At 34.6% G+C, this 15,928-nt stretch carries 15 protein-coding genes; 2 read left to right on the top strand and 13 right to left on the bottom strand.

What is annotated here, in order from left to right:
• Window positions 1–75: 75 nt before the first annotated feature.
• The gene (gltX, locus tag ACE3RB_RS18225) at window positions 76–1,584 is read right to left on the bottom strand and encodes a glutamate--tRNA ligase (RefSeq protein ID WP_374465517.1); all 1,509 of its coding nucleotides are present in this window, start codon (window positions 1,582–1,584) and stop codon (window positions 76–78) included.
• A 421-nt stretch (window positions 1,585–2,005) separates the two neighbouring features.
• Between gltX and ACE3RB_RS18230 the strand changes: the two genes are divergently transcribed.
• Window positions 2,006–3,433: an MAC/perforin domain-containing protein gene (locus ACE3RB_RS18230; RefSeq protein ID WP_374465518.1), complete on the top strand. Its 1,428-nt coding sequence runs from the start codon at window positions 2,006–2,008 to the stop codon at window positions 3,431–3,433.
• A 275-nt stretch (window positions 3,434–3,708) separates the two neighbouring features.
• Window positions 3,709–4,890, top strand: coding sequence for an MAC/perforin domain-containing protein (locus tag ACE3RB_RS18235; RefSeq protein WP_374465519.1), 1,182 nt, complete (start codon window positions 3,709–3,711; stop codon window positions 4,888–4,890).
• 277 nt (window positions 4,891–5,167) lie between these two features.
• On the opposite strand, the gene ACE3RB_RS18240 is transcribed toward ACE3RB_RS18235, so the two are convergent.
• The 12 genes from ACE3RB_RS18240 to accB form a co-directional block, all read right to left on the bottom strand.
• Window positions 5,168–6,214 (bottom strand): glycosyltransferase, encoded by a 1,047-nt coding sequence (locus ACE3RB_RS18240; RefSeq protein WP_374465520.1) that lies wholly within the window; start codon window positions 6,212–6,214, stop codon window positions 5,168–5,170.
• Window positions 6,204–7,169 (bottom strand): lipopolysaccharide core biosynthesis protein rfaS, encoded by a 966-nt coding sequence (locus ACE3RB_RS18245; protein WP_374465521.1) that lies wholly within the window; start codon window positions 7,167–7,169, stop codon window positions 6,204–6,206. The genes ACE3RB_RS18240 and ACE3RB_RS18245 overlap by 11 nt, the downstream gene beginning before the upstream one ends.
• Entirely contained in the window at window positions 7,166–8,161 is a 996-nt protein-coding gene (locus ACE3RB_RS18250) for a hypothetical protein (protein ID WP_374465522.1), read from the bottom strand. The genes ACE3RB_RS18245 and ACE3RB_RS18250 overlap by 4 nt, the downstream gene beginning before the upstream one ends.
• A 4-nt stretch (window positions 8,162–8,165) precedes the next feature.
• Complete coding sequence (locus ACE3RB_RS18255; protein ID WP_374465530.1) at window positions 8,166–8,912, bottom strand: glycosyltransferase family 2 protein; 747 nt, start codon at window positions 8,910–8,912, stop codon at window positions 8,166–8,168.
• A 54-nt stretch (window positions 8,913–8,966) separates the two neighbouring features.
• Window positions 8,967–9,731: a polysaccharide deacetylase family protein gene (locus ACE3RB_RS18260; RefSeq protein ID WP_374465523.1), complete on the bottom strand. Its 765-nt coding sequence runs from the start codon at window positions 9,729–9,731 to the stop codon at window positions 8,967–8,969.
• 1 nt (window position 9,732) lies between these two features.
• Complete coding sequence (locus ACE3RB_RS18265) at window positions 9,733–10,512, bottom strand: glycosyltransferase family 2 protein (protein WP_374465524.1); 780 nt, start codon at window positions 10,510–10,512, stop codon at window positions 9,733–9,735.
• A gap of 2 nt (window positions 10,513–10,514) precedes the next feature.
• Window positions 10,515–11,762: an ornithine--oxo-acid transaminase gene (rocD, locus tag ACE3RB_RS18270; RefSeq protein ID WP_374465525.1), complete on the bottom strand. Its 1,248-nt coding sequence runs from the start codon at window positions 11,760–11,762 to the stop codon at window positions 10,515–10,517.
• A gap of 294 nt (window positions 11,763–12,056) precedes the next feature.
• Entirely contained in the window at window positions 12,057–12,872 is an 816-nt protein-coding gene (locus ACE3RB_RS18275) for an FAD-dependent monooxygenase (protein WP_374465526.1), read from the bottom strand.
• Window positions 12,873–12,931: 59 nt separating this feature from the next.
• Entirely contained in the window at window positions 12,932–13,189 is a 258-nt protein-coding gene (locus ACE3RB_RS18280) for an FAD-dependent oxidoreductase (protein WP_374465527.1), read from the bottom strand.
• A 78-nt stretch (window positions 13,190–13,267) separates the two neighbouring features.
• Window positions 13,268–13,840, bottom strand: coding sequence for a Crp/Fnr family transcriptional regulator (locus ACE3RB_RS18285; protein ID WP_374465528.1), 573 nt, complete (start codon window positions 13,838–13,840; stop codon window positions 13,268–13,270).
• A gap of 132 nt (window positions 13,841–13,972) precedes the next feature.
• Entirely contained in the window at window positions 13,973–15,328 is a 1,356-nt protein-coding gene (gene accC / locus ACE3RB_RS18290) for an acetyl-CoA carboxylase biotin carboxylase subunit (protein ID WP_374465529.1), read from the bottom strand.
• Window positions 15,329–15,426: 98 nt separating this feature from the next.
• A complete protein-coding gene (gene accB / locus ACE3RB_RS18295; protein ID WP_332385649.1) occupies window positions 15,427–15,912 on the bottom strand; it encodes an acetyl-CoA carboxylase biotin carboxyl carrier protein in 486 nt (161 codons plus the stop codon).
• Window positions 15,913–15,928: the final 16 nt, after the last annotated feature.

Here is a 15,928-nt window from a genome sequence, read left to right on the forward strand (position 1 = left end):
GGAAGTTCGAAACTTAAATATTCCATTTCTTGAAGTAAATTAAATCTTTCAAATGTATGAAAAATTATGGTTATTCTATTTAAAATTATTTATAGCATTGTTTATTCTGGAGATACTTTCCTCTTTACCAAGGGTTTCCAGGATATCCGGTACGTCCGGGCCTTTCAATTCTCCTACTAAGGAAAGACGTAAAGGCATCATCACTTTACCCATGCCTAATCCTTTATTTTCAGCGAAATCATGCATGGTTTGTTTCAGGGGCTCCGCAGTAAAGTCTGCAGATTCAAACGTTGAAGCCAATTCACCTAAAATAGCTGATGTTTCATCATTCCATGCTTTTCTTGAAGCTTTTTCGTCATAGGAAGTTGGTGCCTCAAAGAAGAATTTCCCGTTTTCATAGATATCTTTAGGGAAAGTTGCTCTTTCTTTCATCAGGTGAATAACCTTTAATAATTTTTCATCAGGTACACCGGAAAGATCAAGGTCTGTATTTTTCAGGATCTGAAGAAGTTCTTCGTCAGTCTTCATCTGAATATACTGATGATTGAACCATTCTGCTTTTTCTTTACTGAATCTTGCTCCTGCTTTGTGTACTTTATGAAGATCGAATTCCTTAATCATTTCCTCCAAAGGAAGAATTTCCTTATCATCTGCCGGAGACCATCCCAATAGCGCTACCATATTGATGAAGGCATCAGGAAGATAACCGTTTTCTCTGTAACCTTTAGAAATTATACCAGTAACAGGATCTTTAAAATCAAGAGGGAATACCGGGAATCCGAATTTATCTCCGTCTCTTTTGCTTAATTTTCCTTTTCCTTCTGGTTTTAAAATTAAAGAAAGGTGTGCAAATTGTGGTGCTTCCCATTGCATAGCTTCATATAATAAGGTATGAAGTCCCAAAGAAGGGAGCCATTCTTCTCCACGGATGACATGTGAGATTTCCATTTCATGGTCATCGATAATGTTGGCAAAATGATACGTTGGCATTCCGTCATTCTTTACCAGAACTTTATCATCTAAGGTATTTGTATTGACAGAGAATTTCCCACGAATAATATCCTCCAGGTTCAATACTCTGTCAACAGGCATCTTAAATCGTACTACATAAGGTGTTTTTTCATCCAGCAATCTTTGAACTTCTTCTTCTGAAAGAGCAAGACTGTTTCTCAAACGGTTTCTCGTTTTATTATCATAGGAGAAAACATCACCTCTGGCTTCATATTCTGCACGGATGGCATCCAGTTCTTCTGCAGTATCAAAAGCGATATAAGCATAATCTGTTTTCAGGATCTGCTCAGTATATCTGTCATAGATATCTCTTCTTTCAGATTGTCTGTAAGGAGCGAATTTTCCGCCTTTCTTAGGACTTTCATCAGGGATGATTCCACACCACTCCAATGCTTCTTCAATATATTCTTCAGCTCCTTCTACATATCTGGCAGTATCTGTATCTTCAATTCTCAATACAAACTCACCACCTTGATTTTTAGCAAAAAGGTAATCATATAATGCGGTTCTTACGCCTCCCAAATGTAACGGTCCTGTAGGACTTGGAGCAAAACGTACTCTTACTTTCTCCATTTCAATTTAAATTTTTGCAAATTTACTTAAAATTATGCGTTTAAGAGATGATTTATGACCTGGTATTCTTTTTTTGAATCTAACTTTTTTATTTATTTCTACAGATTTCGATAAATATTGTTTTAAAGCTCTTATATTTCTGATAATAATTTAATTCATGGATTGTAATCTGTGACTGGTTGTATTATGAATATTAAAGTCAAGTAATAAATATTGAATTTGATGTAAAATGTCTTTAACAAGAATATTAAATTTATTTTCATAATTATATTTTTAAATCACTAACCGAAGATTGATTTTTTGTTTATTCATGAAGATTTATATGCGCTATAAAATCACTGATGGATGACATATATCAGTTGTGTTTTTATATTTTCCTGGATTTTGGAGTTTATATTTGCGGGAATTTTAAAATAATACAATGAAAAAACAAATTTTATTTAGTCTCGGTGCTTCACTGATGCTTTTCATGGGATCATGTTCTTCGGAAGATCTGAATAATGAATCAGCTCAGGATAACCCGGCAAAAGCTAACCGTTTATCTGCTGCGAAATTTGCAGGAGATGGTGTTTATGATATTTTAGGACACGGTTATAATGCTACTGGAGAGTATGCGAATGCTAGTGCTGCTGGTTTTAAAGTGGTTGATCTTGATCGATTTAAATCTGAACAAGCAGGCAGGTTGTTAACTGAGAATACATTTTCACAGGAATATGTAGAAGATTATGGTGAAAATGCAGAATCGTATTCCAAAATGATATCTAATAAAGTAGATGTAACTGCTGGTATTCCACTATTTAAGAAAACTCTTTCAGTTGGATTTAACTCTGCTGTAACGACTAATAATAAATTCGATGCAAAGTATATTTATGGGAGTTACAATCTTTTAATTAAACAGAGAAGACTTAGGATCAATGCAACAAGTGATATGTTAGCTGATTATATAACTCCTGAATTTGCTCAGGATTTACAAGCTAAGACACCACAACAAATTGTACAGGATTATGGAACCCATGTTGCTGTAGACATTTATACAGGGGCTAAAATGGATATTATTTTCCAATCAGAAACAACTAATGAAAGCCGTGACCGTGCTGCAAGAATTGGTGTAAAGGTAGGAATGAAGGATATCTTTGATGTGAATGTGACCAATGATGTGAATACTTCAGAATCATCCATGAACTATTCTAAAAAGTTATCATATAGAACAAGAGGAGGAGATCCTTCAAAAGGGTTAATCGGTGAATTGAACCTTGATCAATCCAATCCTAAAATTAATATTTCAACTTGGCAAAACAGTTCTACAATAAACAATGCTGTGTTAGTAGACTTTGGAAATAATGGGTTGATGCGCATTTACGATTTAGTAAAAGATCCAACCAAAAAAGCTCAGCTTAAGGCTTATGTAGATCAGTATTTGATTGATAATCAGGTTTCTTTAGACTTTACCAGCTCGCTGTTATATGCTTATAAGAATGAGGCAAGTAGCGACCATTATTTTTCTTTTGAGACTAATTTACAACCATCTAGTTATTGGACAAATGAAGGGCCAACCTTTAGAGCTTTTAAATATAAGGCCCCAAATACAGTTCCAATTTATTCCTACAAAAGCACTTCAGGTACAGAGCATTACTTTTCTCAAAATAGTTCTATGCAACCTAGTTCTTACTGGAATATATACATGGGGGTTGCATTTTATGCTTATAAAGAGCCTGGAGTAGGAAGAGTTGCTGTATATAATTATAGAGGAATAAATGGAGGACATCATTATCTTTCTACATCCCCAAATTTAGGTCCATCTAGCTATTGGATTCGAGAAAATTTAGAGTTTTATGCACCCGTAAATTAAGAATTGTATTATTGAATACATTGTAATCTGATAGCTCATAAAAAGTTTGATTAGTTTACAAATTAAGAAATCAGAGTAGGAGTTTCCCTATTCTGATTTTTTATTAAAAATTAAACAAATTATTAAATTTTATAACATTAAATTTACTTAACACTGACATTTATCATTGTTTAGTTCTTTTTTCACTCGTTATTGAATATTATATTTGTGGAAACTTTTAATAACCTATGAAAAAACAAATTTTATTTTGCTTCAGTAGTCTACTGATGCTTTTTATGAGTTCGTGTTCTTCAGAAGATCTGAATCCTGAAGTAACTCCGGAAAATTCTGCTAAAACCAATCGTTTGTCAGCCGCTAAATTCGCAGGAGATGGAATTTACGATGTACTGGGACATGGTTATAATGTTGCCGGTGAATATGCTAATGCTACTGCTGCTGGTTTTAAAGTAATCGACATTGATCGTTTTAAAGTGGAGCAGGCAAGCAGATTGATCAGCGAAAATACATTCTCACAGGAATACACTGAAGAATATGGTGAAAATGCAGAATCATATTCTAAAATGGTTTCCACCAAAGTCAATGCTACTGCCGGTATCCCATTGTTCAAGAAAACCCTTTCAGTAGGATTCAATTCTGCAGTAACTACCAACAATAAGTTTGAAGGAAAATACATCTACGGAAGCTATAACCTTACCATTAAACAAAAAAGGGTAAGATTCAATGCTACTACAGATATGCTGGGAGATTACCTGACTCCGGAATTTGCTCAGGATTTGCAGACAAAGACCCCACAGCAGATTGTACAGGATTATGGAACACACGTAGCAGTTGATATCTATACTGGAGCGAAACTGGATGTTTTGTTCCAGGCGGAAACAAGAAGTCAAAGTCGTGACCGCGCCGCAAGAATTGGTGTAAAGGTGGGAATGAAGGATATCTTTGATGTAGATGTTACCAATGATGTGAATACTTCGGAATCATCCATGAACTATTCTAAAAAATTAGCTTATAAAACTAGAGGAGGAGACCCTTCAAAAGGACTTGTGGGAGATCTGAATCTTGATCAGACAAATCCCAAAATCAACATTTCCAACTGGCAGAACAGGTCCAATGCAAGTAACTCAGTTCTTGTAGATTTTGGAAATAACGGATTGGTTATTATTTATGACTTAGTAAAAGATGCTGCTAAAAAAGCTCAGCTTAAAGCTTATGTAGACCAATATCTGATTGACAATAAAGTGTATATGGAATTTAATACAATTCCAATTTACAGATATTATAATGGATTAGACCATTACTATACAAAACGCCGGGAAGCTACAGCGGATATTCTTTTGAAGGTACAGAGTTTAATGCATTCTTATATAAAGCTCCGAACACTATTCCTATTTACAGATACTGGAACGGTAAAGATCACTATTATACAAGAACTCCAGGGTATTATCAGGGATATGTAGATGAAGGAATCGAGTTTAATGCTTTTGCTACTCAGGAGCCTAATACAGTTCCTATCTACAGATATTGGAATGGTAAGGATCACTATTATTCAAGATCAAGTGTGAGACCTTCCGGATATGTATATGAAGGAATTGAATTCTACGCATACTAAATAAAATATTGATATTTAAAACAAAGAAACCGCCTTAATATGAGGCGGTTTTTTTATGAAAAACTTGGATTTCTGCTTACATAATAGACTGTGATAAGAAAGAATTAATTAAAATAGGATAGTGATTACCTTATAGAGTTATTAATATTATTCCAAATATTCACAGTATCATTTATTTCATTTTTTAAGCTATAATTTTCTAAGATAAAATGAGAAGAAAGTTTTCCTTTACTTAATATTTCATGTGAATTTTCCTCATATATTTTTATAGCTTCTTCTATTTTTTGCACAAATTCGATGATATTGCCATCTTCTACAGGCATGGAAAACTCAGGTTTTAGATATTCTTTTCCGCCCTGACCGGAGTATCCAATTACATAGCAACCACAAGACATAGCTTCAGCAGGAGGAAGCCCAAACCCTTCCTTATGGTTAAAGCTTAGAAAAATAGCACTTTCTTTCATGATTTCTGCTACTTCCTGCTCTGTTTTATTATCTATAGCAACGAGGTCCCATCCTTTTAATGCATTTCTTTGTTTTAGTATACAAATAACCTGAGTTACATCATCACCAAGTTTTCTCGGCATAAAACAAATTTGTTTCTTTTTTGTTTCACTGTAATTAAATATTTGACTGTCAATACCCAGCCGCATTTTGAAAACTGTAGAGTTGGGAAAAGTATATTTTAAATATCTTTCAGCATCTTCTGAAGCTACTATGGTTGCCAGAGTCTTAGAATGACTGTAAGGGGTTTCTCGATAGTTTTCATAGATTGAAAAGTAACCAAATGTATAATAACAATTTTGATTAAATATCACTTTGGAATTTTCAGGTGCTAGTTTATGAATATTCGGGCCATAAATTTCAGGAAAAACAAGAATGGCATCTTTTTCAATATCAACACTTTGGGTTTTTAAAAAACTTAAGGTTAATTTTTTAAAGAAATTGATCTTTTTTCCTTTATAAAGATATTTGAGCTCCTTGAATAAATATGGGTTAACCTTTATTGGAACATTATTATTAAACCAGCTTTCCTTTTTCCCTTTTTTTTTCAGTAACAAATAAGCTTCGAATCCATTTTTGTTTAATGTTTCGACTTGTCGGTAGATTTGTTTCACACCTCCGCTCGCAAATTTATTAGTGGGGCATACAAAATAAATTTTAGTTTTCATGAAATGAAAGTATTGTTTTTATCCAGTTCTTAATATAATACTTTTCTTTTATCCAATCCTCAGCTTGTTCGTAATCTTCCGACAAAAAGCTCTTGGGGATTGTAAAGTTTGAAATATCTTTAATAACAAAAATATTCTTTGGATTATAAAAATCATATGTAATGATTTCCTGATTGGTTGTTATCAATTTTTTATTTAAACCAATGGCTTCGTATGGCCTAAATGATAATCCTTTCTGATGAGGATGTGCTATATCAAGAATGATTTTACTATCCAAATAGTATTTATATGAATCTGAAAAAGGGATAATTTCATGAATGATCTGGATATTCTTAGGAAGCTTTTCTTTTATAGGAATAGACTTATAGGTAAACAATTTTCCTTTTGCTGAAATATTGTTATCATTAAAATATTCGAAAAGGATTTGGGCTTCAGCTATTCTCTTGTCATAGGTTGCTAAATAGCAAACATCAAAATTTGTAGTTGTTTTTTTTTCTTTGATAAAGTAAAAATTGGTCACATAATTTAAATTATAATTTTTACAGTCATCGGTATCAAAACTGCAGCATATATCAAATTTTTGAATATATGATTCCTGAGAAGGTATTTTCTGAATACTGTCCCAAAAGAGAACAATAGACTTTTTAGATTTATTAAGAGCAGAATTTAGATCCTCATTACTCAATACATCAGGTCTGTTTACTAACAATACATCATAATCATGAAGATTAATAATACGTTGAATATGCTCACCTTTTTTTATGTTTTTGAGATTCTTTTTAAGAAATGTTTTTAGAAAAAAATTATATATTTTTTCTAAAATATTTTTGTATTGGTAGTTTAGAGTTGAATTTATATGTACGACATCATAACCACTATATTTTTTCAAACCTTCAAAGACAACATCATTAAACCCATAATAACCAGGAGCGATAAATAAAAGTTTTTTTTTCATAAATTATTGCCATTATCACTTATTTCAAAAACTTTGTTCACCCAACTATCCAAAGTGTATCTGTAGTAGATTTCTTCCGGAATTTTCTCGTAAGGCTTTTCAAAAAAAGATTTGTCAAGATTACTAATATTTTTGTTTAAAATCAAAATATTATTGGGATTGTAAAAGTCATAGGTTTTAATGGCTTCATTATCAGTAATGATTTTCTTATCCAGAGCCATGGCTTCAAAAACCCTGAAGCTTAGCCCATATTGCCCTTCACGCATGAGGTCCAGCAAAACTTTAGAGTTTTTATAATATTTTGGAAGATCATTATGTGGAATCTTTTTGATGCTGAAAATCAAAAAAAGATTTTTAGGTACCGTCATGAAAATATTGGTGAGCTGATGCTTCCATGATTTTTTTCCGATGATCATAATCTGGAACTTAAGCCCCTGTTCGATCAGCTTTTTAGCCAGTTGTTTTATCAGTGAAACCCTTCTGTTATCATAGGATGTAATGTAGAAAAGGTCCATTTCAGGTTGTTGAGTTTCTTCTGAGCAGTGCGGAAGGTAAATATAATTCGTTAATTTTTCGAATCCGTGTTTTTTAACATCAATATGATCGAAGGAAAAAACTTTATCAAAAAGATACAGTTTGTCCTCTACAGGAACTCTTTCAAGATTGTCATAAAGATACGTAACCAGACGGTCTGTATATTTACGGATTTTTTTAAGGGTGGAAAGATCAAATGTATCAGGATTCATCACCAGAATCTGATCCTGATGTCCTAATTTTTCAAGGGAATCCAGAACGTATTTCTGTCTTTTTTCAGTCTTAAGGTTTTTATTTAAAAAAGTTTTGCTGAGAGCATTTACAGCCCTTTCATTAAAGTTGGAATGAGTAACGGTACTGATCTTTATATGATGAGCATCAATACCGCGTTTGCATAATGTTTCAACAATATACTTATCATAATCCCAAAAATCATAACTAATGATACAAATCTTCATTCAACTAATTTTGCTCTTTTTTTAATGATTCATAGGTTTCATAAACACTTAAAGATTGCAGGTATGATAACTGATACCCTTCTTTTCCGTCTAAAATGCCAAGTCTCATTATATAGGCTTTAAAGAATTTAAAAGCTGTTTTAAGATATTGAACTAAAACACTGTACTTTTTCCCTTTTGCAGCCAGTTCTTTCCCCTTTAAAACTCCGTAATGAATCATTTTTTCTTTGTAGGATTCATAATCTGAAACGGAGTAATGGAGTAATTTATTTTTTAAAATTCCGATGGTTCCCTTCACCTCCAGAGTTTCGTGTACCTTTTTCCCTGCCATATATCTGGCCTTCGATTTTCTGAAAAGTCTGAAGTTTTTATCAGACTGAGTTCCTGAAAAATGGATGGGTTTCTGGGCAAAAAAGAATTTCCTGTAAAAATAGTAGGCATCCTTTTGCCCGGTTTTTTTCAGCTCATCAATGATTTCCTGCTTCAGGGCCGGTGTAATTCTTTCATCACCGTCCAGAAATAAAACCCAGTCGTTGGTTGCAGCATCCAGAGCCAGATTTCTTTGCTTTGTAAAGTCTTCAAATTTATTCTGAATCACTTTTACATGCGGGAATTTCTTTGCAATTTCTACAGTTTTATCCGTACTAAAAGAGTCAACGACTATTATTTCATCACAAAAATCAAAAGACTCAAGGACATCCTGTATATTTTTTTCTTCATTATATGTTATGATTAAACCACTTATATTCATCACAACGCTTTGTTTGATAGAGAAGTACATAAATACTTCCCTTAATATTGTTTTTTAAAATAGTTTTAATCTGCCAAAGATAAGTTTTAATTTGAATTTTATGATCGAATCTTTGCCTTTTATATCAATTCTACACAGCTCGTAGGGATGCCGGGTAGGATAATAATTCACTTTATTTCCAATTCTTACTGCAAAATCAATTCCTAATTTTTTTAAAATTGAAAAAAAAGCGGATTTATCTTCTTTTTTTTGTGGATATTTACCATAAGGATAGGCCAGAACCTTGGAATAGCTGATGTTTTCGGCTTCCAGGACCTCCATATTTTTTTTTAGATCTTTTTCTGCAAAATCAGCAGAAGCATTTCTCAGGTTTTCATGGGCATGGCTATGGAGCGCAATCTCAAAGTATTTTTTATCCAGACTTCTGATTTCATCAAAGGTCATCATAGGATAATTTTTATATCCTTTTTCTATAAATCCGGTTGGAATGAAAATAGTAGCCTTCAGATTATACTTTTCCAGTAAAGAAGGCAGGTATTCAAGATTATTTCTGTATCCGTCATCGAAGGTGATAACAATATTTTTTTTGGATGAAATAGTAAGTTCTGAAAAAAAATGCGGAATATATTTTTTACGGTTCAGATAAGAAAACTGCTGCTCAAGATTGCTTAAGCTGACCGTAAGATCTTCATGACTTTCTTTTTCAACCTGGTGATACATGAGAATGACCAGTCTGTTGTGCGGAAATACAAAAAGATACAGACGGAAATACACGACGATAAATATCATCAATACAACAGGAATAAGGTATAGGATCATACTATTTACCGTTTTTTTTCAATTCCGACAGTCTTATTTTTTCACGAAGCTTAATATATTTTAAAAAGGTATAGTAAGACATTGTTTTAGCGATATAAAAGCCGGGAAATCCATCCAGGAAACCAAGTTTGAAAATAAAGACCTTGATAAACTCAAATACCGGGCTCACAATGATCTTAAATCTTTTGACTTTCATCCCTCTTTCAAACATTTTCTCAGCCATCATATCAGAATATTTATTGACTTTCGAGACATGATGATGGATGCTTTTGTAGGTATAATGGTCCAGTTTTCCTTCCATAAGACAGGCTTTCTGATCAGTAATCAAAAATTCATGAACTTTATCATCGGAATACCTTGCATATTTTTTTCTGAACAGCCTTTCACGGTATACATTTCCCCATCCTCCGAATCTGATCAGATGAATTCCCAGATGATTATTAAATTTCGCTTTATACACATTGCATGCTGTACTTTCTGAAGAAACAATCTTTTGTATGGATTTTTTCAGAGTTATATCAGGAACTTCGTCTGCATCCAGAAACAGAATCCATTCATGGGAGCATAAATCGAGGGCATGGTTTTTTTGTTCACCATACCCGTTAAATCTTTTCTCAAAGAATTTTACCTGAGGATACTTTTGAGTGCAAATCTCTTTTGTCTTATCTGTTGAAAAACTGTCGACAATAATGATTTCATCAACTATATCTGTTAATGAATCTAAAAGTCTTACGATGTTCTCTTCTTCATTATAAGTAATGATTGCAAGGGAAAGAGCCATTTTTATTTAAACTCAAGAATAGTCTTTTCAATAATCTTTACGCAATCCAGTAATTGCTCTTCGGTAATTACCAATGGCGGTGCCAGTCTTATGATATTACCATGAGTAGGTTTTGCCAATAATCCGTTTTCTTTCAATTGTAAGCAAAGATTCCAGGCAGTGGAACTTTCGGGAGTATCATTGATAAGGATGGCATTTAGAAGGCCTTTTCCTCTTACTTTGGTGATAAGGTCTGTCTGTTCGATCAGTTTCTCTATTTCAGCTCTGAAAAGTTTCCCTAATTCTTCAGCTCTTTCAGAAAGATTTTCTTCAGCTACTACGTCCAGTGCAGCCACGGCTACAGCGCAGGCAATAGGGTTTCCTCCGAATGTAGAACCATGTTGTCCCGGCTTGATAACACTCATGATGCTGTCATTCGCTAAAACAGCTGATACAGGATACATTCCTCCGGAAAGGGCTTTTCCTAAGATTAAGATATCCGGCTGTACATCCTCATGGTGGCATGCAATAAGTTTTCCTGTTCTTGCAATACCGGTCTGAACTTCATCAGCAATAAAAAGAACATTGTGTTTTTTACACAGCTCAGAAGCATTTTTCAGGAAGTTTTCATCCGGAACATATACTCCTGCTTCCCCCTGAATAGGCTCTACCAGGAATGCAGCAATATTTCCTGCCTCTCTGTCCAGAACTTCTTCTAATGCGGCAATATCGTTATAAGGGATTTTAATAAATCCTGGTGTAAAAGGTCCGTAGTTCTGGTTGGCATCCGGATCATTGGAGAAAGAAACAATAGTGGTTGTTCTTCCGTGGAAATTGTTTTCACACACTATAATTTTTGCTGCGTTTTCTGCAATTCCTTTTACTTCATAGCTCCATTTTCTGGCTAATTTCACAGCTGTTTCCACAGCTTCAGCCCCGGAGTTCATTGGTAAAACCTTATCAAATCCAAAAAGATTAGTAATCTTTTGTTCGTATTCTCCCAATTTGGAGTTGTAGAATGCTCTTGAAGTTAAAGCCAGTTTTTGTGCCTGCTCTACTAAGGCTCCTACAATTTTAGGATGAGAATGTCCCTGGTTCACAGCGGAATATGCTGAAAGAAAATCATAGTACCTTTTGCCCTCCACATCCCAAACAAAAACACCTTCTCCGCGGTCTAGCACTACCGGAAGCGGGTGATAATTATGTGCTCCATGTTTGTCTTCAAGGTCAATAAAATACTGTGAGTTTTTTGTTTGTTCTGCTGTTGACATATATTTTGGTTTTCAACAAATTTACACAATATTAATGAGACCCATAAACAAAAATAGAGTAGAGTATAAGGCTGTGATCAGAGTATATTTTGAGGGAAAATGAATCCTTAATGGAAAATATTTTCTTAACGGATAAACAGTTGCAGGTATTCTATCTTTAAGAATAAGAAATTTACTGAGAAGGTAATTCTACATTTTTTAAGACCGAATCATTCCGATATTGATTTGCATTCTGTCAGGACTATAATATTTTTAAATGCTGTTCCCTAAACAGCTTTTTGATTCGGGTTTATCTTATAAGTTGCTCTGGTACGAAATATCAAAAACTTTTTCCATTTGTTTTTCATTTATAGAACCAGGTGTTGCCTTTAGTAAAGTATTGCGGAGCCAAACTGCCAGACTGTTTTCATAATGAGAAATTTCACCGATGGCTAAGCTTGTGTTGACAATGTAATGCGCTTTTTTCATACGCAGTTTTTCGTATTGAGTGAAGACTTCATCCACATTTTTTCCTTCACCAAAAAGCTTTCCGAGGATATATGCATCTTCAATGGCCTGGCAGGCACCTTGCCCCATGTTAGGAGTGGTTGCATGGGCTGCATCACCAATCAGGCAAACGTGGTCTTTTTGCCATTGATAAATCGGTTCCAAATCGATAATATCGTTAACAAATATTTTTTCTTTCGGTGTTACGGAAATCATTCTTGGAATTTCAGGATTAAATTCAGCAAAAAGCTCAGCAAGATTACTGGGATTTTTAACAAGGTTCTCGTTAATCACAGCGTACCAATAAACTTTGTGATCATTAATTCTCACGAAGCCGAAGCGTCTGCCTTTTCCCCAGGCCTCATAAGCCTGATGATTATATTTTTCTGTCCAATCGGATTCGATAACGCCACGCCAGCATTTTTGCTTGGAAGATCTCAGTTTTCCAATGTTTAAAATCTGATGACGAACTACTGATTTAATTCCATCTGCACCAATAACAGCATCTGCAGTAGCGATAGTTCCGTCTTCAAAAGTGAGTTGATAACCATTTTCCTGTTTGATTTTGGATAAACGTTTAGAAAGTTTAATGTTTTCAAAACCAATTTCCTCAGCCAGAATCATTTGTAAATCGGCACGATGAATGGCAATATTGCTTACTCCATATTTACTTTCGAATGTATTCAGCTGTGCATCCGATAAGGTTTTGAGCTGTGGATCAGTAATTTTAATGTTGAAATTTTATGACCTGCTTTTTCGATTTTGTGGCGAATGCTAAGTTTGTCGAAAATCTGCATTGCATTATTAGCCATGATGATTCCGGCGCCTACAGGTTTTATTTCGGATGCACTTTCATAAATGGTAACGTCCAGATTATTTTTTTGCAAGGCTAAAGCTGTTGTCAAACCACCAATTCCGCCACCGATAATTGCTATTTTCATTGTGATTGCATTTATATTATGAGGCAAAATTAAAGGTCGGAAAAACCAAAAACGTTCACCTAAGTTAATTTTCTGGAATTAGTAAATTCTCTTCCGGATTCTGCTCAGCGATTGTGGCGTAATTCCTAAATAGGACGAAATATATTTCTGCGGAATTTTGTTCAGAATTTCGGGTGACTTTTTCAGGAGATTGAGATAACGTTCTTCCGGTGTATAAAAAAACAAATCGTCCAGCCTTTGTTTTGCATCCAGAAAAGCTAAATCGGATATGCGTATTGCCAGCCCAAGCCAGAAAATATCTTTCTGAATTAAAATTTCGACATCTTTTTTATTAAAATATAAAACTTCGGTTTTTAGAAGAGCCTGTATAACCGCCATTGATTTTTTTCCGGTGATATAGCTCGCATAATCGCCAATAACATCATTGTTCACCTGTAAAAGGTAGCTGATATCCTCGCCTTTTTCGTTGATGTAATAAATCCGGACAGCGCCATTTAAAATGAAACCTAAACGATCAAAAACGCCATTTTGAGGTTCTATCATTTTGTTTTTATCATAAGTTACGATGTAGCAAATGTCTAAGAATTCCCTCGCACGCTCCATAGAAATTTGAAGGGTCTCTGCTAATTTCTCTTGTATTGCTGATGCCATCGCTTCTGTATTGATTTTATTTAATTGATGCTACAAAAATAGCTTTTCCTGCTTTATTAGAACGAGATAGAGTATAAAACTGAAGGAGGCGTCTGAAAAGACGCCTCCTTTTTATATAAATGATAATTCTTTTTAGTGATTATCATATTTTCTATCCATTACAAAATCTTCCATGAATTTTGTAGTATAGTTTCCTGAAAGATAATCTTCATTATCCATCAACTGTCTGTGGAAAGGAATAGTTGTTTTTACTCCTTCAATATAGAATTCTTCAAGAGCACGTCTCATTTTTGCAATAGCTTCTTCGCGGGTCTGAGCCGTTGTGATAAGCTTGGCAATCATTGAGTCATAGTTGGAAGGAATTGTATATCCGGAATACACGTGAGTGTCTACTCTGATTCCGTGTCCGCCAGGAATGTTTAATCCTGTGATTTTACCCGGAGACGGTCTGAAGTCTGCGTAAGGATCTTCTGCGTTAATTCTGCACTCAATTGAATGTAATTTAGGATAATAGTTGATTCCTGAAATAGGAGTTCCTGCAGCAAGAAGAATTTGTTCTCTGATCAGGTCATAATCAATTACCTGTTCGGTAATAGGATGCTCTACCTGGATTCTTGTATTCATTTCCATGAAATAGAAATTTCTGTGCTTGTCTACAAGGAATTCGATTGTTCCTACACCTTCATATCCAATAAATTCAGCAGCTTTTACAGCAGCAGCTCCCATTTTTTCACGAAGCTCATCCGTCATGAAAGGAGAAGGAGTTTCTTCAGTTAATTTCTGATTTCTTCTCTGTACAGAACAGTCTCTTTCAGAAAGGTGGCAGGCTTTACCGAATTGGTCACCGGCAACCTGAATTTCAATATGTCTTGGCTCTTCAATCAGTTTTTCCATATACATACCTCCGTTTCCAAAGGCAGCCACAGCTTCCTGAATGGCAGATTCCCAGTGGTCTTTAAGGTCTTCAGCTTTCCAAACAGCTCTCATTCCTTTTCCACCACCACCTGCAGTAGCTTTGATCATTACAGGATATCCTGTTTCTTCAGCGATCTTTACGGCGTGCTCATAAGATTCAATTAATCCATCAGAACCTGGTACACATGGTACACCGGCAGCTTTCATGGTAGCCTTGGCATTTGCTTTGTCTCCCATTTTTTCAATCTGTTCAGGAGATGCACCAATGAATTTGATACCGTTCTTCTGGCAGATTCTTGAGAAATTAGCATTTTCAGATAAGAATCCGTAACCCGGGTGGATTGCATCGGCGTTGGTAATTTCCGCAGCAGCAATAATGTTAGGGATTTTAAGATATGAGTCTTTACTCATTGCAGGGCCAATACATACCGCTTCATTAGCAAATCTTACGTGAAGACTGTCTTTATCAGCAGTAGAGTATACCGCAACGGTTTTGATCCCCATTTCTTTACAAGTACGTAAAATACGCATTGCAATTTCGCCACGATTGGCTATTAATATTTTTTTGAACATTTTCTTCAATTTGAAAATTAGATAATTTGAAAATTAGATAATGTTATTTTAATGTAGAATTTAATCTAACATCTAATGTCTAACATCTAACTTCTAAATTAAGATGGATCTACTAAGAATAATGGTTGGTCGTACTCTACAGGAGTAGCATCGTCAACTAGAATTTTAACAATTTTTCCGCTGATTTCAGATTCAATCTGGTTGAATAGTTTCATGGCTTCAATAACGCAAACTACTTTACCGGCAGAAACTTCATCACCTACATTTACAAATACATCTTTATCAGGAGATGGTTTTCTATAGAAAGTACCGATCATTGGAGATTTGATCGTTACATATTTGCTGTCATCAGATGCAGCTTCAGCCTTTTCAGCAGCAGGTGCAGCAGCCTGAGTTGCAACAGGTGCCGGAGCAGCTACCGCTTGCGGAGCAGTGTGATATACTGCAGGTTGTGCATAAACAGCATCGCTTCCAGCTAATGGAGTTTTAATAGTGATTTCGAAATCTTTAGTTTTGTACTTCACTTCTGAAACTTCAGCCTTAGATACAAACTTGATAAGATTTTGTATGTCTTTAATGTCCATAAATTTGATATTTGAT

The organism is Chryseobacterium sp., from assembly GCF_041914225.1.
Classification (GTDB): domain Bacteria; phylum Bacteroidota; class Bacteroidia; order Flavobacteriales; family Weeksellaceae; genus Chryseobacterium.